Genomic DNA, 22,144 nt, shown 5'->3' on the forward strand with positions numbered 1-22,144 from the left:
TTTCACCCTCAAGGTAATTTTGCGAGATTCTACGAAGCATATAGCAGGATACTAGCCAGATTTTTTTTTAAGTGTTTTAAAAATCAAATTTTTTAAGAATTCAACTTCTTTGACATTATCATCCAAAAAGCTTGCCCGCTCTTCTCGGATCGTTTTTAAATGTGTTTCAATATTTTCGAGAGATAACTTGACACCAAAATTTGCTATGGGCCTTCCTTGAATCCCCAATAAAACACGGTCAAGCAGCAGATCTCCTGTTTTACGCTTATAATGGCTTGCTTCCCAGTACCAGTTCATTTCTTGTGAAACATTTCCAGGAGCAGGAACTTTCTCCATTGAAATATTGTTGTACCCGGAAAAGTCCCACAATTCGATGACTGTTTTATCTTTTGATTCTTGCTTTTTAAACTCCACAATTCGAACAATATCTCTTTTCCACTGTTCATAATCGCCCCAGGCATTTAGCTGCCACATCATTTCAAGCCATTGTGAGTGAATCGGTGAAATAAAAATATAAAGTTCAATGTTCTTTTCAATACAAAAACTGACAATTTCCGAGAACCATTTCAAAGCTTTTGCTTTCTGTCCTGTATCGTGACCGTAATCCAATTTGGTGATGCCGTCTTCAGCTAACATCGTTGACCGTAAAACAGATTCGAACGCGGCAAAATGGCCTCCTTTTGCCCGCACCATCTCCCGTCGTCGTTTTGTATCTTGACTTCCATTATCCAAGTATCCATGTACTGCCTTATCTTGTTTTTTAAGTGTATCAAGGGAGGCTTTAGTAGCTTCAAAGGAGAGGACCGAAGTAAGGATATCCTTCGTCATCTGAAAATTTGGAATTAATATAGAGTTTGTTTCAAGCCGTTCTACCTCAAAACCCGGTTCACTGGGACGATCAGAATCAAAACTGAAAAAATCTAGTCCTAGCACTACTTGAGCAAGATGATTCTGTGCCTCGGCATACCGAAGGTAAGAAAAAATTTCAAAAATCCGAGCACTGGGAAGAGCAACGTTATATACAGGATAAGAATCTTTAAACCATCCCGGATGCTCCGGATCGATACCGGTTTCTGCTCTTGAACTTCCTAAAATAAGTCCATGGGGTTTGATTCGTTTTATTTGATGCGCTTTTACCATTCGTGCATTAAAAAGAGCCCTGGGTTTAACTTTATTAAAGCCTTGAATCAGGGGGGCACCAATGATACCAAATGGATCAACAAAAGAATTGAAAATGATAAAAACTAAAGCAGTAGAAATTCCAACCGTAAAAAATGTTTTCAGAAAACCTTTCTCTGAGTGTAACGGCAACTTGTTTTGCTTCAAGTCAACTACTGACGATGAATCCGATAATTTTAGCAAGGAGCCTACCCCTTAACCATCTTCACATTTATCACAAAATAAAAAAGAAATATGGCTATAAACAATTTTCAGTTAAATGACTGGAGAATGAGTCAGGCAAGCATTTAATAAACGCAATGGTAGTTCAGGTTCCCAGAAACGTCTATTGAAACGATAACAAAATTCTGAAACATACTCCTGCAAATATTTATGAGTAACACCATGAAAAGTACCATTCAGAAACTTCTTCAAATTGCCAATCAGTATATGAACCATAGGCAACCATGTAGAAGCCTGTTCTGGAGGCGTTACTTTTTTATCGTGTTTATGGGTCTCCGCTATGGAATTCAAAGCAGGGAAAGCGTCCGTTCTAACTGTTTGACCTGGCTTAAAAAGATATTTGATAAACTCTCGGACAACTTGTTTATTAATCGTGCCGGCAACTTGGGCGGCCATGAACCCCGCCTTATCCCCTCGCCTTTCAACGGCGACCACTATGGGCTTTTTTCCTTGGGCACCTCGTCCCCTTTTTCCTGGGCGTTTGCCGCCCACAACCGCATCGTCCATCTCAATAATATTTTCCAACCGGTAAATACTATCCCGATGCTCCATTGCTGTTCGAATTTTTTTGAGCATATTGCGTGCAGTTGGCCAGGACACACCGATCTGCTTAGACAAACGCAAAGCAGAAATACCACCTTTATCAGCGGCGGTCAGATAGATTGCCCAGAACCACTTTACCAGCGGCAAATTCGTAGAGTGGAACAAAGTGCCTGTAGTCAGAGAGACATGGTATTTACACTTCGAACATTGGTGCATTTTTCTTGTGGTTATGTAACTGGATTTTTTGCATCCGCAACGAGGACAATAAAAACCTTCTGGCCATCGAACATGGAACAGTGCTTTTGCACACGCCGTCTCAGTTCCATATTTTTTTTGCCAATCAAGCAAAGACATTTTAGGCATTTTCATAGTAAAGCCCCTTTATTTTTTACAACTGTTTGAACCATAAAGAGATTATAATCAAAATGCTGAAAATCGTTAAGAGCCATAAAAAGAAATTATTACTATCAATCGATGCTAAACAGTTTAAATATTCTTTTATATAAACCCATTGGCAGTAATGCAGGCAACATATATTTCCAATCCTTTAGACTACCGTAACGCCCTTTCATTACTAATCTAAAAATTTTATGTGATGCATCAAGATCACGTTCCCAATAAGAGAGAAACCCTCTTCTTAACAGCTCACCGTAGACAAGATTATTAATTTTTTCTTTACCAATCCGCCTGACCGTTTCAGGCCGTTGTGAGAGAAAATCCTTTTGTACTTTCCAATGATTTTCTGCAACCAGGGCTCTATTCTTCGTTATTTGTCCGGAATTATGGTGTCTGTAAAATGCGAGAACTTCCGGAACAAGAACAACCTTTAAAAAAGGGGTCATTCTCAACCACAAGTCATAATCCATGCAACTTGTCCACTGCTCGTTGAATCCATCAACCCGTTCTATGCATTCCCTGTGAAGAAGAGCAGCATGAATGGGCCATCGGCATCCACCTAAAAACAGTTCAGATAAATCCACTGAACTATAATCTGGTGGAATGTATGGCTGACTTTTTCCTATAGTCAAACCCATGTTCTGCCATCCACAATATACAAGGCCATATGGTGATGAAAAATTGGAGGAAAGAGCCTTTTCGAGTTTTTGAAGGCAGTCTGGCGACCAATAATCGTCAGAATCCAGAAAAGCAATGTAGTCTCCTTTTGCTTCATTAAGCCCTCTATTCCTTGCAGGCCCGGGTCCCTTATTTTTTTGGTTAATAACCTTGATTCTATTATCAGTTGTTTTAATTTCAGTAGCCAACGACAACGATGAATCAGTGGAGCCGTCATCGATAATAATTAATTCAAAGTTTTTATAGGTTTGATTCAAAACACTTTTTACACTATCTTCAATATGCGCTTCAGCGTTAAAGCAAGGCATTATAATGGAAATTTTTTTCGGACTACAGAGATCCATGGATGGCTGTATCATTCCTTGCCTCTGACTTCTTTAGAACTGAAAATATAAGAATTCACTAGGTCGCGATAGATTTAAAATGGAGGTCAACCCGATTATTGATAGTACAATCCCCCAGATTTTTATAGGTTGCCATTGAATTTTTGTATAGTAGAGCCAACTTTTATTTATTTGTGTGTACTTTTCTGAATTTAAACCCGGTTCATATTTCCCCAACCATTCACTTGTATTAGGCCAAAACCACAAAATACACAGCCAGGTAAAAAGCCATGGAATTGCAAGATAATCAGATAATGAGATCCCGGGACCATTGAAAGTAAATCCTATTGTTTCAAGTATTTTTTCGAGCGGGCCAATTCTGCCTGGAAGCGTATGGGGAAGATTGAGCATCCCCCTGAATATTTCAATTGCGCCACCGAATGTTTCCGAACGGAAAAACACCCAAGCACACGTCACACATACAAATGTGAAAAAACGGGACACCGTCTTTGCCCAGAAAGTTTGTAATGGATTTTTCCAAATTAGTCTAAAGATATTATTTAAAATCAACATGATACCATGTAATCCTCCCCAGACGACAAAAGTCCATCCCGCACCATGCCAGAGTCCACCCAAAAGCATTGTTATCAGAATGTTGATATACCTTCGAAAAATTCCTCTACGGTTCCCCCCTAATGGAATATATAAGTAATTCTTTAAAAACCTTGAAAGCGTAATGTGCCATCTCCTCCAAAAATCTATTATACCGGTAGCCTTATAGGGTGAAAAAAAGTTTAGCGGTATATATATGCCAAACATTCTGGCGAGTCCAATCGCCATATCTGAATAACCCGAAAAATCAAAATAAAGCTGAAGGGAATATGAGAATGCACCCTTCCAAGCCTGGAAGAAACTCAATATTCCTCCCTGCTCAGCTGTGACAAAGATTGGATTTGCCAATAATGCAAAATTGTCCGCAAGAATAACTTTCTTGAAAAGTCCAATAAAAAAAATTGTTATTCCAACGGACAAATCAAGCCCTGTGTTTCTCTTTTGAAATTTTTGAAGCTGAGGCATTACTTCTTTATGATGAACGATAGGTCCGGCAATCAGTTGGGGGAAAAAAGATACAAAAACAGAATATTCCAATATGTTGTGGTTGTCTGTCTCTTCTCGAAACGTATCTACCAAGTAGGCAATTTGTTGAAAGGTGTAAAATGATATTGCCAAAGGCAATATGATTGTTTGATTCGAAATTTCAAGATTGAAAATACAATTGGTGCTGTTGATAAAAAAATTATAATATTTAAAATATCCAATAAGAAAAAGGTTAAAAACAACACCAATGCAGAGTATAGTGAAACGGGAATTCCTTTTTAACTCTACATACCTTCCACTTAGGATAGCTCCTAGTAGATAGTTTATTAAAATTGAACCAATCAATAAAAAAAGATAGACAGGATTCCACCATCCATAAAAAAACAATGAGACTGATAGTAGCCAGACAAGCCTGATCTTATTTTTGCCTGACGACTCTAATCTGAGATATACTAACAGAGCCAAGGGCAAGAAAACAATGATAAAAAAATACGAATTAAATAGCATCTTAGCTCATCCTAACATATTGCGAGACCTTTGCACGACTGAATTATTCATCCCTGTCCAGACACTGTCACGCATAATCTCTCCAAAAATTATTTTTGATCTCATTTTGGCTTTTTAAAATTTACGGAGCATATGAATTTATTTTACTCATATTGTTATTAATTTTATTCAGATAGATACTCAATTGCAATATGCGCAAAACTAGGAGTATGGGATCCGTACGATTTTCTAACTGAAAACAGTTTAAGCGCCATAAACCCGGTAATCGATTCCAACGATTTGATAAAGGAGTTAAATTATCTCTGCTAATGATCGCTCTGACATCTTCCTGAAAAATTTTTCTATCTAACATTCCCTCCAAACCATCATTCATATGATCGAATAATTCTTGTTTGATAAAAGATGCATTTTCGTTTGAGTATTCAAACAATTTCTGATAATGTGCGGGTTGGGGCAAAGACGTTTTGGCTGCAAAACCAGGTGATAATAAATCCGGAAACTTAATTTTCAATAAACTTATATATAATTCTTTTTTGCATCTATATTTCGGAGGTAATCCAGAAATAAAATCAATAACATCTTCATCAATCAAAGGACGCGCCTGTTCAAAAATTTTCAATTTTGGTGCCGTGAATGCATTTACTTCATTATAGAGTCTTTCTTTATAGTACAATAAATCTTTTGTGTTATTAGGGTCTGGCATTTTATTATTTTTTATTAAAGAATTAATATTGTTATCAATCCTTTTGATTATATCTTTTTTATGGTTTTTATTTAACCATCTACATAATCTGGACATTTGATTCATTCTAAATATCATATTGCTATTTAAGGCTTTCTCGTAGGAATCAACATAAGGCTTCCATCCGAAACATTCATCTCCATTTATAAAGGTATCAAAGCGGGTTCCAAGATCTTTCCACATGTTGACAAGAGATGGGGAATCTATAACTTCAACAATACTCCCGGTCCATTTCACAACTTTCTCAGCATATTTTCCAAAATCTTCGATTTCCAACTCATATTTGAGTAATTCAAGACCTTGTTTTTTAGCTACAGCTTCTGATATCTCACGGTCATCTTTTGGGCCGGCATTCATGCCAAACGATACCACGGGGATTTTTATATTCTCTGAAAGAAGATATGATAAAACAACTCTAGAATCGATTCCGCCACTCAAGAATAAGAATTGATTCTTTGTGGCTGACAAAATTCTTTTTACAGCTTTTCGAAGAACGGTGTCAAAACTTTCAACTAGGGCCTTTTTATCATTAATATCTATGTTTTCATTGAACTTTAATGTGTAGTATCTATTGATCTCGAATCCGTTTTTATTAACCGTAATATTTTTTGCCTGACCAAGCTTTTTAATGTCTTTAAAAAGGGTTTTCCTATCATAAAATCTACCACTAGAAATAAACGCGCAGGCGCTTGAGTAATCAATCTTACATTTATTTTTGTTGGAACTTATGATGAGTTCAATGTCGGGAGATAAAAACAGACTACGCTTGTTTAAGGAAGAAAAAAAGTATGGTCGAGACCCGCGCCTGTCAACTACAACATGAATAGTTTCTGTTTTGCGCTCCATTAGTAGAAAAGAATATGATCCTTTTAAATGACGCAAAAAAGCTATCCCAATTTTTTTATAAAGCATTGCCAACGAAAAGGCTGGATATTTTAAATAATCATATTCCATTTTAATATCTGAAATATCACTGATATATCCATCAACCCAAACAACGAGATCATTATCTTCTAAGTAGAAACTTCCTTCTTCTTGAGACCGGTTCATCAACCATCCTTTGATGTTCCCCCTCAATTCAAAGCTGTTCGTAACATACCGGGATTCTGTCCCCACTCCAATAATTCGTGATAGTTTTTTTTCTGTCTCACTTCCAATATAATCGCCTGTGATAAGAATAATTCCGGGATAAAATGGTGTTGATTTTATATCTGATTGTTGAACCATTCTGTGAATCTCCTTCCTTCCTACCGTAGCTTTGACAGCATCGTCTTAAAATGTGTAAATAGCGTTTGCATCTCTGTATGGTTTTTTATTGTCATTCCAATAACCGCCCATATTGCCAAATATACGATAGAACAAATTAGAATTACGAAGAGCAAGTAAACTAAATTTTCAGACACAGACCAAGTCGATAGTATCAATATCCCTAAAAAATAACTTCCCACCGCAGCGCACACATTAGGCCATATCGAGTGCCCAATATCCCTCCACTTTATACCGATTCCCGATGTCAATATATTCTTAATTAAAACGAACAAAACAAAAGTTTTTATAACGATTCCCAATGAAATACCAATCAATCCCCATTTAGAGCCGACAATGACTGCAGTTATAGTCATCAACACATTTAAAATTTGAACTTTTGTTTCTTGCCTGACAAGATTTTGAGAATCACAGAATGCACCGGAAATCATTGTAATCACTCCTGCAAATGACCCAAAAGCCATTATTTTCATTGGGATGATTGCCTCGGCCCATTTTGCACCATATAGTATTATTATTAAACCATCTCCAGTTAATATCAAAATCGTAAGTGGAAGATAAACGGCGAAAGTAATAGCCATTATCATCTTTTGATACATCAACTGTGAGTGATTGCTGTCTTCTCGTATTCGGGATAACGCCGTGAAAAACATCTGGTAAAGATTAGCGCCCAGCATGCTAATAGGCTTTCTGCCAAGAGAAAAGGCTTTGACATAAATTCCCAATAGCTGCATCCCTACAAGTTTTCCTGCTAAAAGATTATCCACTCTATTTGCAAAAAGATTTAGCGTATTGTTTAAATGAAGCCTCAATCCAAACATGAAATGCTTTTTGATATTAGTGAAGGAAAATACAAAAGAAGGTTTCCACGGGGCAAAATACGCCATCACGAGAGTAAGAAAAAGACTTGAAAAGATTCCTGAGAATACTAGGCTATAAACTCCAAATCCCAAGTACGCCATAATGATGCCCAAGCAGGTTCCCGTCGAAGATACAACCATGGTAATCTTGCTGACAAGTGCGTAACGCATATCCCACCTGAGCATAGATCCATTTATTGTATTGAAAGGTATGATAAAAAAATTCACGCCCAAAAGCATCATTACACTCATGAACCTTGGATCATTATAGAAATCCCCTAAATAGGCTGAACTGCCCCAGATAACACCCAGCATGCATAATGCTGTTGCCTCCATTATCCAGAAAACAGAACTCAACAAAGGTTCTTCCAATTTTTTTGAGCGCAAGAGCGCAGCCGGCCAACCGAAATTGATCTGTGCTGTAATAATATTTGTTATAGCAGTAACAGCTGCGAAAAGGCCGAAATCCGAAGGGTCCAGAAGCCGTGCCAGAATAATACCGGTTACCAGAGTAAAACCGATGTTGAAAGCGGTCCTGCTGTACTGCCACACAACACCGCTTTTTATGCTTTCTCCTAAATTTTCCGTTTTCATATTGCTTTTTTATTTAGAGTTTCTGTTGGATAGCGACTGCCTTGGAACCATATTATTAGAATTTTTTTCCATACCAATTTGTTTTGACATTATTCGATTTTTTCCAGGTGAAACTTCCTGTTCCCAAACCATTATCAATCCATTGCCAGTATCTGCCAAGGTTGGTGCCGAAACAGGCCGCCGGGAATCATGTAAAACCGGTAGTAAATCCTCGTTTTCCTTAATCCCGTCTTTAGAAAGAATCTTCCCTACTATTTGAAACGGTGGCGTGGGGTGCTTTAAAATTGACAACCGGCCCACAACCAGAAAATTTCCTCTATAAAAATTTACATCCAATGGGCTGTCAAGAAAAACTCCGGAAGGATTTAGACTAATCATTTGCAGGGTATTCCATCCAGATAGGTGTCTTTGTTTCTCCTTATTTAAATTTTTTTTTGGTAGGGCTTTATCCGGATCAAACAGTGCTGCGACCGCAACGCTTTGCCCTCTTTTACCGTTATCCCATATACAATAAAGGAATTTTTCCCTGCTTTTTGCGAAGCGACCGCCTCCCTTTAAAAAATATGTTGGTGCTTTTTGACAGTCTGTAATCGTAACACCGTTGTCTTGTACACTAATTGCCGCAAATCGCCCTGTCATCCTTCCGGACATAGATGTCGATTTCCAGCTTTTTTCGTCATTCCAGGATAAAATACATTTGTCACCAATGCAGGATATTTCAGGATCTCCACCATATAAGGCATTATTTTCATATTTCAGCCTTTCATTATAGTGTATTTTTCCATTCCAACCTATTAGTGCCACATAAATTGAGTAAAAATGCTCTGAATAACCTTGCCAGACGATCAAAAATCCTCTCTCGCAGGTTGTGACCATGGGTTTTGCCTGGCTTCCTTTACCAGTCGAGATTTTGAATTCACCATTATCAAGCATGCCACCTTGTTGATCTAAAAATACTCCATAGATGTCCCAGTCTTTATGATTTCTTAAGTCCTGCCAAACAATTAAATATCTATCCTGCCCAAAAGCGATCTCAGGCAATTCCTGGCTATCTCCGGCCATACAGATGGAAATCGCCTCACCACAATATGGCTTGCCGGTGCAGTCAACCAATGTAGCATAAATATCACCAGATTCACTTTGAAAATAATTTCTTCCCTGCTGCCATACTACCATACATTTTTCACTACTGCCGCTGGCGATCCTGGGATACAATTGGGATCTGGTATCAACCATTCTTGGAGTCAGTATAAAAGATTTTCCAATGGAAAACTGAAAAGAAAGCGCCTTTTGCCCTCCATCAAAAGTTAAAAGGAATAACCCTGTAATAAAAAATACGAACGCAGGGTTAATTTTACTCAGCATTTAAAGCCTTCGGCTCAAACGAAATATTTTTGTACCCAACATCCCCTGCCCAGATATTATCTGAGTCATCCCAACCCAGTCTTTTAACAAGCCATATATTTCACCGTCTTTATTTCTGCCGGCCATATGAGAAATCATCAAAAGTCTGAGTTTTCCATCCGGCTTCAATTTTCCAAGCTTTTCAGGTGTAAAAACCGCCGGGCCACGTGATCTGTTCGGATGTACAGAGGCTCTATACCATCGGCCATTCTGAATCAGGGTTGCCGTATACGTTCCCCCGTTTACAGGCACACGTCGGATATCATATTCATCTCCTCCGCACACATATACTGCGGAACCATCCTGCTCAGCAACAAGACTAGATGGGGAATCAAAAAATACATCCTTGGGATGTCCGTCGCCAAGATGGTAAGGCTTTCTTTTTTTATAATATGAAACTCCGGCGACATGTACGGCTTTTCCCTCTGCGTCAATTTTTACAACAAAGTCCGGAGTTCTGGAAACAAAATAAACATTTCCCATTTCATCAGCATCCCCCATCATGACATTAAGCTTTGGTGGCTTTCCAGGTCTTGTTGATAGTGATGGGGGCCACCTGGCAACAAGAAAAGCAGTGCTTCCATCAGCAGAGACTCTATAATAACCACTTGAAGAGGCAATAGTAGTAATTCCTTTCTTATCTACAGCTATTGCTGATACACGCCGCATCTTCAAATCCTTCGCAGGGCATGACTCCCCATACTCCAATTTTGTATCACCGCCCCCTGCCCAAGTGCCTACCTGCCAAGCACCGTTTTTGTCTCTGAAAATACGACGAACTCTTTTATTGCCGTTATCCGCAACGAAAATATCACCTGATGGACCGCAGACAATGTTATAGCCACCAGAGTACGAACCGATTCCCATCGCAAATTTTGCCCGGCTGGCAAAACCGTCATTGAAGCCGACCTCTCCGTTTCCTGCAAGGTGATACCGCATCTTTTCAGGCGTAATCACATCAATGAACTGACCGCCTGCGGCATAAATATAACCATCGTCGCTGGCACACAGAGAGTATATACTGCCAATAGCCTGCTCTGCTGGGCCAGTTGACGGACCTCCGCCCAGTACATCTGTAAATGGGGCAATACCCCATTGTTCATTTTCCCAACTCGTATCCGAAGCAGATACAGGACCATAAGCCGAAAAAATACAAATTATGATAAAAATTTTCGTAAGAAATTGAACCTTTCCCATACTCTGTCACTATAATACTTAAAGGGGAAAAATAAACTATATTCATTTATCCCAAATGAAAGCTTCTGCTTAAAAGCATGAAATGTATCACTTCCAAAAATATCAGTCCGGTGTAATAAAAAAGGATCTGTTTCATGATTATTGAAGCCAGATTTGGTAGAACAGGCAAACTGGTAATTTGCTTCTATAACCGCCTGCTTTATTGGCTGGGTAAACCGTCCGTAGGGATATGCAAAAGAGTCAATGGGTTTGGACAGCTGATGTTCTAATTCCAGCTTGGGATGAAGTATTTCGGCAATGGCATTTTTAAGAGAAACAGCTGTTAAATCCTGATGCGTTGAAGTATGGGATCCTATATCAATACCATATTTAATCATTTCTCTGAGCTGGGTCCAATTACATAAACGCCGCTCTATTCCGCTTGAAGGTTCGATCCAATTATTTGTCATGCCCACAAGCGAGCTTACGACAAATACCGTAGCCGGAAATCCAAATTCAAGCAAAACAGGAAAGGCGTTTTGATAAGTATCTAAATAGCCATCATCGAATGTAATTACAATTGTTTTTTGAGGAATATATTTGCCACCTTTAAGGGCATCAACAGCGTTCGGCAATGAAATTACATTGAATTTTTTATTATGCAGGTATTCAATCTGCCTGCGAAATAATTCAGGCGTACAGACGAATCTGCCCTCTTTTTTATTCGCTGGTTCAGAGACCATATGGTACATTAGAATAATAAACTTCACAGCTATTACTTCATTCCAACACTGGAAAGCCAGTCCTCCAATATCAGGAAAACCCATAAATTATCCCCATAATAGGAGGTCTGATTTGTTTCGAAAGCCTTTTTTATCTCTGAAAGAAAATTATCACTTATATAGTCCCTGATACGACAGTTTGCTGAAAACAATTTATCATATAAGACTTCGGACAGCTGTTTATTGGTTTTAAACCAGAGAGATATGGGAAGTCCCATACCATGCTTGCTTTTGTTGATTATCTTATCGGGCAGGAATCCCTGCATGGCCTTTTTAAAAATATATCGATTTTTTCCCCACTTTACCTTTAAACAAGGAGGAATGGTGGTGGTAAAATCAACCAGATCTTTGTCCAGCAGTGGGTACTGGACCTGAATTCCGGCAGCTTCTACCATTTGTGTAACCTTTCTAAGATCATTATCTGTAATGGTAAATTTCATATCGATATACAAAAGCCGGTCTGTATCATGGGCGTGTGAATCGCTTGAATATAATTTTTCTGCTAGTTTCATAAAGCAGTTGAAATCTATCATCTCTAAAAAACTTTTCCTAAAGATCAAATTTGGGTCATTTTCTGCAAGAAGATTGTACGAATAAAACCGCTGGGGATTTTTCATATTGGCTCTTCTTACATATTGTTTGGCTTTATAAATCAAGCCAATAGAGGGGAGACTGGATAGCGCCGGTTCCAAAATCGCAGATCGAATAAAACGGGGCAGTGAAAAATATTTTTCAAAAATCAGGTTAGTCACATATCTTTCATTCCCGCCGAAAATTTCATCACCGCCATCACCCCCCAAAAGGATATTAATTCCGTTTTCCCTAGCAAGCCTGGCGCAATAATATGCCGGAAAAACTGAGGCATTCCCAAAAGGCTCATCATAAATCTGTGGGAGTAGATCCATCAATTCAATAACATCTTTTGGAGTTACGCAATACTCATGCTGTTCTGTACCGAACCTGGCTACAGCAATTCTGGCGAAATCGAGCTCATTGAATTTGGGTTCTGCAAATCCGATGGAGAATGTTTTTACAGGATTTTTCGAAAATTTTGAATAATACCCTGCCACTGAGCTTGAATCGGTTCCGCCGGAGAGAAAACAGCCTATGTTGTCATGTGAGCGCTCCAGAACACTTGCTTGAACAGCTTTTTCAACCTCATTCGGTATTGTTTGTGTCCAATAGGATTCACTGCGATTTTTAACAGGCCGATATTTGATATCATAATGGACAAAAGAAGTTAGGCAATTACCTGAAAACTTTAATCCTTTACCCGGCTCAAGTTTATTTACGGATTTATAGATGCTAACAGGACTGCAGACTGCCTGGAAAAAAAGATAATGGTAAATGGCTTCCGGATCAATCTGTCTTGATACAGTTTCATCGAGAAGAAGATGTCTGATTCTTGAAGCGACAATAAAATGTCTTTCGCTTTTTGTATAGACCACAGGCCGGATCCCGAAACAGTCGGTCACAACTATCAAGTCGCTGCCGGTCCATACAGCAAAGGCATATGCCCCGCGTAGTTTGTCTATAAAATCAAGACCATATTTTTTAAATAACCGCCAAATTAATTTCCCAGGGTTTCCAGTATCAATGCTATTTTCAGATAAAAGCGTCCGTAAAAAAGATTCATTTGTAAGGTTTAAATCATAAGCAACACATATATTGTTTTCAGACCACATTCCCTGGGTTTTGAATTCAGGCCATGCTGCCATTAATAACCCTTTTTCCTTAAAGATTGAAGGAGACGGGCCTACTAATGTCTCATACCGCCTGAGTATGTTGTCAGGGACTCCGTCTCTATATACTGCAGCGATAAAGCCGCCACTTGGTATTTTGGGTCTCATGGAATTCTCTTTTGAAATGCTGCGTTAGGGTTGATCATTGATGCCGAAAACGAATTCAACTTCCGATTACATATCTGGAGTAATTCTTTAATGGTTTTTTAACCAGGAACACTGTTAAGGAAGTAAACACGACAATTGCTGTAGTGAAGGAAAAATAGCTAATAAGATTTCCACTAAAATAATTACCTGTATTACTTTTGTACAACAGCTTTATTACGCTGATGTAATAGCTGTGTATGAAATACATGCCAAAACTCAGGTCTGCTAAAACGGAAAATCCACGCGGTATGAAATTGTCAAATTTATACAGAAAGGAAAGATAAACCGTGCAGAGGATAAGTTTTTCGATATAACCAGAAACAATGTAACTTTCCATATAGGAAAGCACATAAAAGCAGAGGATCAGTGCACTTGACAAGCATAGATAACGTTTAGTCGATAATACTGCCATTGTTTTTTTCCTGTATCTACAGAAGAACATTCCAAGTACAAATACAGAAAAAAAATGAGCAAAGTTCACATAAGGATAAAATCCTCTGTGAATATTCATTGAAATTATTATCCATAAAGGTAACAGCCAATAGAGCGATTTATTCTTATCCGACCAAATCAAAATGGGAGATACGAGGTAAAAAATAAAAATCATTGACATGAACCAATAAGGGATCAGTTGCTTTCCGGTTAAATAAAATATACAGACTTGCACAGGCTTTGAATAGCTGTAATACCATGCCGGCACATCCCACCTTTGTTCAAACCATACAAAATAGATAATGGCGGGAACCGAGCAGACGAGATATGGCAATACAACGAACCGAAATTTAGTTGTAAGGTATTTTTTGTATTTGTATTTAAAAGACAAGTGCTGGAATAAATATCCGCCAATAAAAACAAAAAGTATTGATCCGTTATTCAATAGAATATTTAACACTCGTTCAATATCAGGATTTTTTTCCCAAGAAAAAGCCGAGATCGTGTGAATGATAATGATGTACAATATCGCAATTCCACGGAAATTATGAATATAGTTTAAATACATCAAAATACTATTTACTATTTATCCGGTATTGTTCTCAAGAACCCACTTATATTCACTTTTATACACAGACGTGGTATTTTTCCAGGTATGATGTTCTGTAACCCATTTTTCGCCGTTATTCTGCAAAGCATCCATTAATCGGATGTCGTTCAAAAGTTCGGATATTGAATCAACAAGCGAATCCTCATTCCCAGCCTTAAACAGTAGGCCAGTTTTCCTGTCATTGATCAGTTCGTAATGCCCGCCTACATCACTTGCCACAAGCGCTTTTCCCATGGCCATGGCTTCAAGGGGTTTTAAAGGGGTCACAAGCTCGGTTAGCCTCATGGAATATCTGGGGTAAACCAGGATATCGATCATGGCATACACGCCGGGCACCCTTTCATGGGGTATTCGTCCCGGCATAATTACTTTATCTTGAAGGTTACGCTCTTTTACAAGCCGGGTCAATTCCTGCTTCATCTCACCGCCGCCAACCAGTAAAAGAACAGAATTTTCGTACTGGACTGAAATCCTGGCAAATGCTTTGATCAAAAGATCCAATCCTTCATATCGATAAAATGAACCTATAAATCCAATGACTCTTTTACTTTGAACACTCCATTCATCAAGATACAGATCATCAGAAAGGGGAGACTTGAAGTCATCCGGATTAATGCCGTTGAAAACAATGGTAATTTTCTCATTGCTAAGGCCACGCTTTACAAGGTCATTTTTTAAGCCGTTGCAAAGGATGAAAATATGATCCACCTTTTTGCAAACCCAAGTTTCTATGAATTTGGTCAGTCTGTACTTCCACGAGTCTTCTTTGTAAGTTCCATGGTCTACAGCAGCATCTTCCCAAAAAGCCCTTATTTCGTACACGACCGGAATATTCAATTTACGGGCAGCTCTGATCGCCGGGATACCGTTTAACACCGGTGAATGGGCGTGGATCAAATCCGGCTTTTCAACCCCTGCTACCTCTAATATCCTTTTATACAAACGATGCATAAGCTTAAACTCTGTAAAAAAGGGTAGTCTCACTGTCGAGATAACACCTGTTCTGTAATAGGAAAAGCCGTTAATTACCTCTTTTAAAGCTGTTTCTTTTTTTAGGCTTTCCTCGTGCTTGGGCGATGTCAAAACAATCGGCTGAAATCCCATTTTTTTCTGGGCCAATAAAATATTTTGGCTCCTAAACGTATAACCGCTGTGAAGAGGTAAGCTGTGATCTAAAATATGGAGAATCTTCATTGAACCTTCTTATAGTTCGTATAATCTTTCAAGATTGACTTGCCAATTGTGATACCGAGAAACAAATTGTATTCCGGCCTTTCCCATTTCCCCGATCTTATCGCGGTCGTTGACAAAAACAATGATTTTCTGAGCGATCCTCTTTGGATCATCCTCAATCTCTATAACTCGACTCACTTCCGGATTGATCCCCTGTACGGCCTGGGAAGTTGATATGATCGCTTTTCCCATAGCCATGGCTTCAAGCACTTTGTTTTGAACTCCTCTGGCAATCCGTAATGGTATAATACACAGGTCGGCTGCCTTGTAATACTCTCTGATATCCTCAACAAAACCTGTAACAACGACCGAGGGATCTTTCTCAAGGGCTTTTACGCTTGGATCAGGATTGCTGCCGACAATGTAAAATTTAATATTTGGAATTTCTTTTTTTATTTCCGTCAGGATTTCTTTGGTAAACCATGTAACTCCGTCTATGTTTGCATAATAATCCATAGCGCCGGAAAATACGATCATAGGGGAAGGAAAGGATTGTGTAACTTCGATTTTTTCGGCATCAAAATACTGGTAATCAACTCCATTGGAAATTATCTGAATATCCTTTGCATCAGGATATCTTTTTATAAAAAGTGCGGCCTCTTTCTTGGAAACAAAAACTGATTTGTTGAATATTTTATTAATTTTTTTTTCAAATTCAAACAGCCGAAAAGCCTCTTTTTTATAGACTATATTTAAAGGGAATGGTGTTTTGCGCGCATACTGGATCCATTTGTCCGAATCAAGATCACAAAAATCCATAATCAGTGTCCCGGCAACATCTTTTCGATTTTTTTTTAATTTAAATATATATTCCGCCATTGGCGACGAAAAACAAATAAAGGCATCGTATTGTTCAAAATCACTCCATTTATCAACTCTCTTCTGGAAATTTTTTTGATAAAAATATCCTTGGGATATGCTTTTGCCGTATAAAAGGCTCAAAATCCCCTTTATTTTTGCAACCTTTTTATTTAATAAAAAAACTTTAACTTTCCGGCAGTATTTTTTGAGATCTTGTACATATTTTAAATCATTAGGATCGTCAGCCAGAGAAATAAGATCAATGGTGTGATCTTTTGATAAAAATTTAATTTCGTTGAAAGAGCGTATCTTATCCCCTTTATTGGGAGGATAGGGTATCCGGTGGCACAAATATAATATTTTTTCGGTCATACAAGATTTCTGGAAATAAAAGGTCCCATAAATTTTGTCATGAAATGGGGCATTTTCTGCCACAGCTCAATTTTTTTCTGGTATCTGGGATTGGTAGGGCTTAAATTGGGAATATTGACCGTTTTAACGAGGTGATACTGGTAGGAAAGGGGTTCGGGTTTGAATCCCCAGTGTTTTTTAAAGCTGAAAGAACCGGTTCCTTCTTTGCTCCGGCCGTAGTCAAATATAGTGCATTTTTTTTCAACCGCCAGCTTCATCAGTTCCCAGTACATGAAATCATTGGGTCCTAACCGCCTGAATGAAAAGTCAGATCCTGCATAATAAGGCACCATCTGATCCTTGAAAACAAAGAAAAGAACCGCTGCTGCAAGATCTCCTTCGCTGGTTTTTACGATGAGGATATCTGCAAGGTCCTTATATTCTTTCAGAAAATTTTGAAACAGACCTTTAGGAAATATGGGTGTTCCCAGCCGATGATAGTTTAATGCGAGAATTCTGTAAAAATCAGGTAGCAGATGATGTCCGGTTTCTGAAACAAGTCTTTTTTTAATGGCATTTCTTACCATGGCTCGTGATTTTCTGGGGATGGCTTTCAAATTTTCCTCATGATCCGGAAAAATGTTTTTTCTGAAATTGTAATAGAGACTTTTAGTTTTAAGTCCTTCAATCGACCTTCGGTTTCTGATTTCCAGGTATTGGGCCTTTTTGGCTTCTGTCATCCCTACCGCATGGTTAAAAATGAATTGTTCTGTTTCCACATTGTCCGCAAGGATACCACCGATTTCCGCGAATGGGACAGACACAAAAAAATGGCCGAATAAAAGACTTTTTATTTCAAAAACCGGCAATATTCCCAGTATCCGGTTTCCCTTTTCAGCAAGAAAATAGAAACTCTTATGTCCGAATGTTTTTTCAATGACATTTTTCCAGGCAGTTAGATGAAAAACCGTCCCTGAGGGATGCTGCATTACGTAGCGATCCCATGTTTCACATTCTGAAGGGTCTGCCAGTCGAATCTTCAACAAGAATTCCTTTTGACATAGTCTTTACAGGTTATAAACCGGTGTTCGGAAAAGCTTTTGAGCAATTTATTAAGTCTTTTCTCGGTTTTATGAAGATTTACATAGTGCCTGAACTTAAAAGTTTTCGCTGCCAGTTCCACCCTGGGTTGGCTGGGATCATACTCCCATGGATGTGAATAGAAGATAAAGGCTCCATCTTTTTTCAGTACAAATTCCATGCCTAACTTAAAAAGTGAAAAGGGAAGAAGCCTGAAATATCCGCCCCCACCCAGAGGAAAAACTCTGCCTTTAATCTCAAGGTTACTGACCGGCAATTCACAAAAATCAGAGTTTATCCTGTAAAGCACCCCTTGTTTTTTTGCTCCAGACAAATCTATGATGCCATACCGGTCATGGCCGGAAAAAGAATTAAAACTGGAATCATAAAAGTACCCTGCTGCCTTTATCAAACCAAGTACCTTGTCACTGACGACAAAACTCGGTGCCCTGAACCCGTAGATTTTTTCTCCAACTAAACTTTCAAGGAAATCTTTACTCTTTTTTAAATCCCTGATCAACTCTTCTGGGGACAAATCGTTGCACAGATGGTGGTAAAAGCCGTGGGAGGCGACTTCATGCCCCCTTTTATGGATTTCCTTGACTAAGTCCGGCACTCTTTGAGCTATCCACCCTAGAATGAAAAAAGTAGCTTTGGGTTTGAATGGAAACGAATCCAAAAGATCAAGGATTTTGAAAGTATTGTTTGCCACCCTAAGTTCAAAAGAACTCCAGGTCGAAAATTTAATATACGGCTTAAAATTTTCAACCTGGAACCAGTCTTCCACGTCAAATGTCAATAGAATAAACCTATTCAATTCTTGGTCTGCAGTTTCATTTTTTTAAATCGCATTTGAACAATAAAGACCAGGTACACCATAACCAGTGCGGCACCGAAGATGACGAACCCCGACATATCATGCAGAAAGCCATGAGCAGTTTCTGGACTTATCCATGCTGCCATGGCACCTGTTATGGTAAGACGGATCACATTAACGGCAACAGCGATTGGGATTGCCGAAAGAAACAGTATCCATTTATTGATCCTGTTCAAGGGGGAGAGAAATGAAAATGCACCCGTCAGGGCCAGAAGGGATGTTAATGATCTGATTCCCGAACATGCATCAACCACTTCAAGTGAGGTATTTGCCAGGTGAAGAATATTGCCCTCCCTGAATACGGGTATTTGGAGCAGATAAATTGCTTGACTTGATATTTCTGCTGAAAAAAGTTGAAGCGGAAAGGCAATTTTATTCCATATAATGTAGGGAATGGGAATCATCATGGTCAGATACAAAACGGGTACAGCAACGGCTTTAAACATCCCAAAGCCGAAGTAGTATATTATCATCCCTGAAAGGGTAATGATCATGGAAAAGCGCATTAAGAAAAGTTCGGAGCCGAGATTACCGGCCAGATGAATCAGCATGCCAAAGGCGATGAGTGCTATACCTATCTTAGAAGGTTTTTGGGCAATTTCTTTGATTTCATTTTGCTTATACCAGACCATATAGAGCGATACGAATGGAATTAAAAAGCCATGGGAAAAATTAGGGTCTACGGACCAGTCTGAAATAAGCTTGAGAATAGCTTTCTGGTATAAAAATACAAAACAAAAAACGAGAATCAACAGCTGGCCTAATTTATTCTTATCAAGAAGGAATATATTCATTGAGAATCGGAAAAATGATATTTGCAAAATCTTTTAATCGGTTAAGTGTCCTTTTTTCATTTCCTTTTACAGTGGATATAAGACGGACAAAAGAACCGTCTGTACGCTGTCTGGTTATTGAATCAACTACCAGCCATATCTTCTGTGCATACTCGGACGATATAATCCTCCCCCTTGACTGGAACCAATAGAGAACCAACTGCTTCTCAGTCCCTTTTTCCAATAGGAGGCGGATGACCTTCACGCTTTTTCCATGATCTATCTGAACACTCTCAATTGAGGTGTCGATAATGTTCCAACCGGCCCCGGGCATGCAGTTTTTCGGTGAATGTATAATATCTCCCTCTTTCTGACTCTGGTAAAATCCCACATAAAGATTGACCATTTCACCCGCCTCATTTCGGTAATCTGCAAGAATATAATCTTCAACGCCAAGTATATTGTAAACGGCGGGATCAAGGGCTCCTTTGCGGCCTTTCCAACGATCAACCTCAAGAGGAAATTCACTGAAAGGCCTGTTAGGTAATACGCGTTCGGATCTGCTTATGAGCGCAGTACTTCCTGCTGTTGCGAGTAAAATGGATACTATTATGACTGTTTTTTTCCAGGTCATTTTTCTTCAGTAGGCCCGCTTTCACCGATTCGTTTAATTTTTATCCTGTCTATAGTAATTGGCCTCTTCGGTATAAAGCTGACCGAAAACGTAACTTCATTTTCTGTGCTATCGCCCCGCTCACTGGAATCGGATACAAACTCTGTATATTGATAAGATAGATTAAATCTGATCCATTTCAGAGGCGACCAGGAGACACCGCCACCCAGTTCAATTGTTTTATCCTGCCTGTTTTGGTCAGTTTCATGGTATTCATTTTGGGTATAAGTCCCAAATACGTTGGTAAACATTCTTTCCCTAAGTTGATAATTCAATTGGATGCCGGTTTCATAAGTAATCGTTTCATCTTCTCGTTGACTTGACGGACCATGAAAATCGTCAAGCCTTACGGAACCGTTAATATTTGAAGATAGGTGCTTTAACAGTTGATAATCAAGATCAAAACTTGTCTGGTAATAAGTAGAAAACCCCTTGTCGATATCTTCGCCTGTGGAATCTTCATAGCCACTTGCACCTCTTAACGTCAAAATTCCCCGCCGGCTGAAATCATAAATTTTATATACATCCACATCGAAAAACGGTTCTGTTGAAGTGCTGCCATCTTCCCAGTCATGAAATAGTACTCCAGTACCCATTGAAATCCCCGAATCCCGGGTGACATCCCAGTCAAATCCTACTGACGGATGATAGATGGTGTGATCACCCGAATCCTTTTGAGACAAATAGTGTCTGTACTTTACATAACCATCCAGATGTTTTGAAAATTTTCGGAGATACCTGAAATACCCTTCATATTCTTCAAGATCGTCGTTGAAGTTTTGCAATTTTCTATTCTTATAAGAGATATTTGAGTCAATTCCGTTCAAAGGATTCATCCAATAGGTTATGAATCCCGAAGTATTAAACTCCTTATATTCATCCTGATCTGCCTGTTTATAATCATCGAATTCATAACTGAAATCTACCCCTATTTGGTCTTTTTCTCCAGACTCATTTACAACTGAAACGGTTGTTGAATTCACCTCATGTTCTTTGAAGACCCCAGTCCTTTCCTGCTGGTCGAAAGTTTTTGAATAATCTTGATTCACAGAAAAATTGAGGTGTTTTGTAATCTGATGGTTGAGCAAGGCCGATGCCGTGTGTTCCCAGGACTCTCCTTGATTATTACCCTGGTGACCGTCGTATCCCAAATCCATATCAAAAGTTGTTCGTTTTGACGGTTGAAAGCTTCCACTCAGCGTCACGTTATGATCAAGACTATCCCTATCGTCAAAATTTTTATAATCTATGTATTCAGGATTGTAGGCAAGGTATACCTGACTTCTCTTTTCGATAAATCCCATTGAAAAACCCAGTTCATATGAAGTGATCCACTCTTCCTGAGTATCGGTTTCTGTTTTTAAAAAATTATCACTATACTCTTCAGTGATCGTGAGCGTCGGAGTAAGCTGAGTTATCATTCCTGCCTGAGCTGAAGGAAGAGACGTGATAAGCAACAAAAAAATGAAAGATAATGAATACTTAATACAAAATACTGATCTCTGGCATCGCTGCTGCATTGTCTTTCCCTCCTTATTTTCTCATGATTGTTTTTAATGAATTTTCCAACCGCAAGCGACCGAAGTATCAAGTAGAGGATTCTATCAACTTTAACGTCGCAAGCAACAGGGTATTAAACCCAATGCTTCGTAATA

The 22,144-nt window shown here is 38.8% G+C and carries 18 protein-coding genes; all 18 read right to left on the reverse strand.

Going from position 1 to position 22,144, the window contains the following annotated elements:
- Positions 1–51 precede the first annotated feature (51 nt).
- Positions 52–1,326, reverse strand: a complete 1,275-nt coding sequence (locus F608_RS0126905) for a hypothetical protein (protein ID WP_153307616.1) — start codon at positions 1,324–1,326, stop codon at positions 52–54.
- 108 nt (positions 1,327–1,434) lie between these two features.
- The gene (locus F608_RS0126910) at positions 1,435–2,313 is read right to left on the reverse strand and encodes an IS1595 family transposase (RefSeq protein WP_027363168.1); all 879 of its coding nucleotides are present in this window, start codon (positions 2,311–2,313) and stop codon (positions 1,435–1,437) included.
- A 98-nt stretch (positions 2,314–2,411) separates the two neighbouring features.
- Entirely contained in the window at positions 2,412–3,362 is a 951-nt protein-coding gene (locus F608_RS0126915) for a glycosyltransferase family 2 protein (RefSeq protein WP_022668864.1), read from the reverse strand.
- Between the two features lie 33 nt (positions 3,363–3,395).
- A complete protein-coding gene (locus F608_RS0126920; RefSeq protein ID WP_022668865.1) occupies positions 3,396–4,946 on the reverse strand; it encodes an MBOAT family O-acyltransferase in 1,551 nt (516 codons plus the stop codon).
- A gap of 121 nt (positions 4,947–5,067) precedes the next feature.
- Complete coding sequence (locus tag F608_RS0126925; RefSeq protein ID WP_022668866.1) at positions 5,068–6,915, reverse strand: asparagine synthase-related protein; 1,848 nt, start codon at positions 6,913–6,915, stop codon at positions 5,068–5,070.
- Between the two features lie 20 nt (positions 6,916–6,935).
- Entirely contained in the window at positions 6,936–8,408 is a 1,473-nt protein-coding gene (locus F608_RS0126930) for a lipopolysaccharide biosynthesis protein (RefSeq protein WP_022668867.1), read from the reverse strand.
- A gap of 9 nt (positions 8,409–8,417) precedes the next feature.
- On the reverse strand, positions 8,418–9,773 hold the full coding sequence (locus F608_RS0126935; protein ID WP_022668868.1) for a hypothetical protein: 1,356 nt from the start codon (positions 9,771–9,773) through the stop codon (positions 8,418–8,420).
- Positions 9,774–11,009 (reverse strand): NHL repeat-containing protein, encoded by a 1,236-nt coding sequence (locus F608_RS0126940; protein WP_022668869.1) that lies wholly within the window; start codon positions 11,007–11,009, stop codon positions 9,774–9,776.
- Positions 10,970–11,815 carry a polysaccharide deacetylase family protein gene (locus F608_RS33575; protein WP_022668870.1) on the reverse strand — a complete coding sequence of 282 codons (846 nt, stop codon included), beginning with the start codon at positions 11,813–11,815 and terminating at the stop codon, positions 10,970–10,972. The genes F608_RS0126940 and F608_RS33575 overlap by 40 nt, the downstream gene beginning before the upstream one ends.
- A complete protein-coding gene (locus F608_RS0126950; RefSeq protein ID WP_022668871.1) occupies positions 11,764–13,620 on the reverse strand; it encodes an asparagine synthetase B family protein in 1,857 nt (618 codons plus the stop codon). Before F608_RS0126950 ends, F608_RS33575 begins: the two co-directional genes overlap by 52 nt.
- A gap of 55 nt (positions 13,621–13,675) precedes the next feature.
- Positions 13,676–14,659 (reverse strand): acyltransferase family protein, encoded by a 984-nt coding sequence (locus tag F608_RS37425; RefSeq protein WP_022668872.1) that lies wholly within the window; start codon positions 14,657–14,659, stop codon positions 13,676–13,678.
- Between the two features lie 18 nt (positions 14,660–14,677).
- On the reverse strand, positions 14,678–15,895 hold the full coding sequence (locus F608_RS0126960; RefSeq protein WP_022668873.1) for a TIGR04063 family PEP-CTERM/XrtA system glycosyltransferase: 1,218 nt from the start codon (positions 15,893–15,895) through the stop codon (positions 14,678–14,680).
- A gap of 9 nt (positions 15,896–15,904) precedes the next feature.
- Complete coding sequence (locus F608_RS0126965; protein ID WP_022668874.1) at positions 15,905–17,107, reverse strand: TIGR03087 family PEP-CTERM/XrtA system glycosyltransferase; 1,203 nt, start codon at positions 17,105–17,107, stop codon at positions 15,905–15,907.
- Positions 17,104–18,132, reverse strand: a complete 1,029-nt coding sequence (locus tag F608_RS0126970; RefSeq protein WP_341833819.1) for a FemAB family XrtA/PEP-CTERM system-associated protein — start codon at positions 18,130–18,132, stop codon at positions 17,104–17,106. The genes F608_RS0126965 and F608_RS0126970 overlap by 4 nt, the downstream gene beginning before the upstream one ends.
- Positions 18,126–18,965, reverse strand: a complete 840-nt coding sequence (locus tag F608_RS0126975) for an XrtA system polysaccharide deacetylase (RefSeq protein ID WP_244154346.1) — start codon at positions 18,963–18,965, stop codon at positions 18,126–18,128. Before F608_RS0126975 ends, F608_RS0126970 begins: the two co-directional genes overlap by 7 nt.
- A 14-nt stretch (positions 18,966–18,979) precedes the next feature.
- On the reverse strand, positions 18,980–19,837 hold the full coding sequence (locus F608_RS0126980) for an exosortase/archaeosortase family protein (protein ID WP_022668877.1): 858 nt from the start codon (positions 19,835–19,837) through the stop codon (positions 18,980–18,982).
- Complete coding sequence (locus F608_RS0126985) at positions 19,818–20,450, reverse strand: exosortase C-terminal domain/associated protein EpsI (RefSeq protein WP_022668878.1); 633 nt, start codon at positions 20,448–20,450, stop codon at positions 19,818–19,820. Before F608_RS0126985 ends, F608_RS0126980 begins: the two co-directional genes overlap by 20 nt.
- On the reverse strand, positions 20,447–22,009 hold the full coding sequence (locus F608_RS33585; protein WP_022668879.1) for an outer membrane beta-barrel protein: 1,563 nt from the start codon (positions 22,007–22,009) through the stop codon (positions 20,447–20,449). Before F608_RS33585 ends, F608_RS0126985 begins: the two co-directional genes overlap by 4 nt.
- Positions 22,010–22,144 lie beyond the last annotated feature (135 nt).

Origin of the sequence: Desulfospira joergensenii DSM 10085 (assembly GCF_000420085.1) — a bacterium.
GTDB classification, from domain to species: Bacteria; Desulfobacterota; Desulfobacteria; order Desulfobacterales; family Desulfobacteraceae; genus Desulfospira; species Desulfospira joergensenii.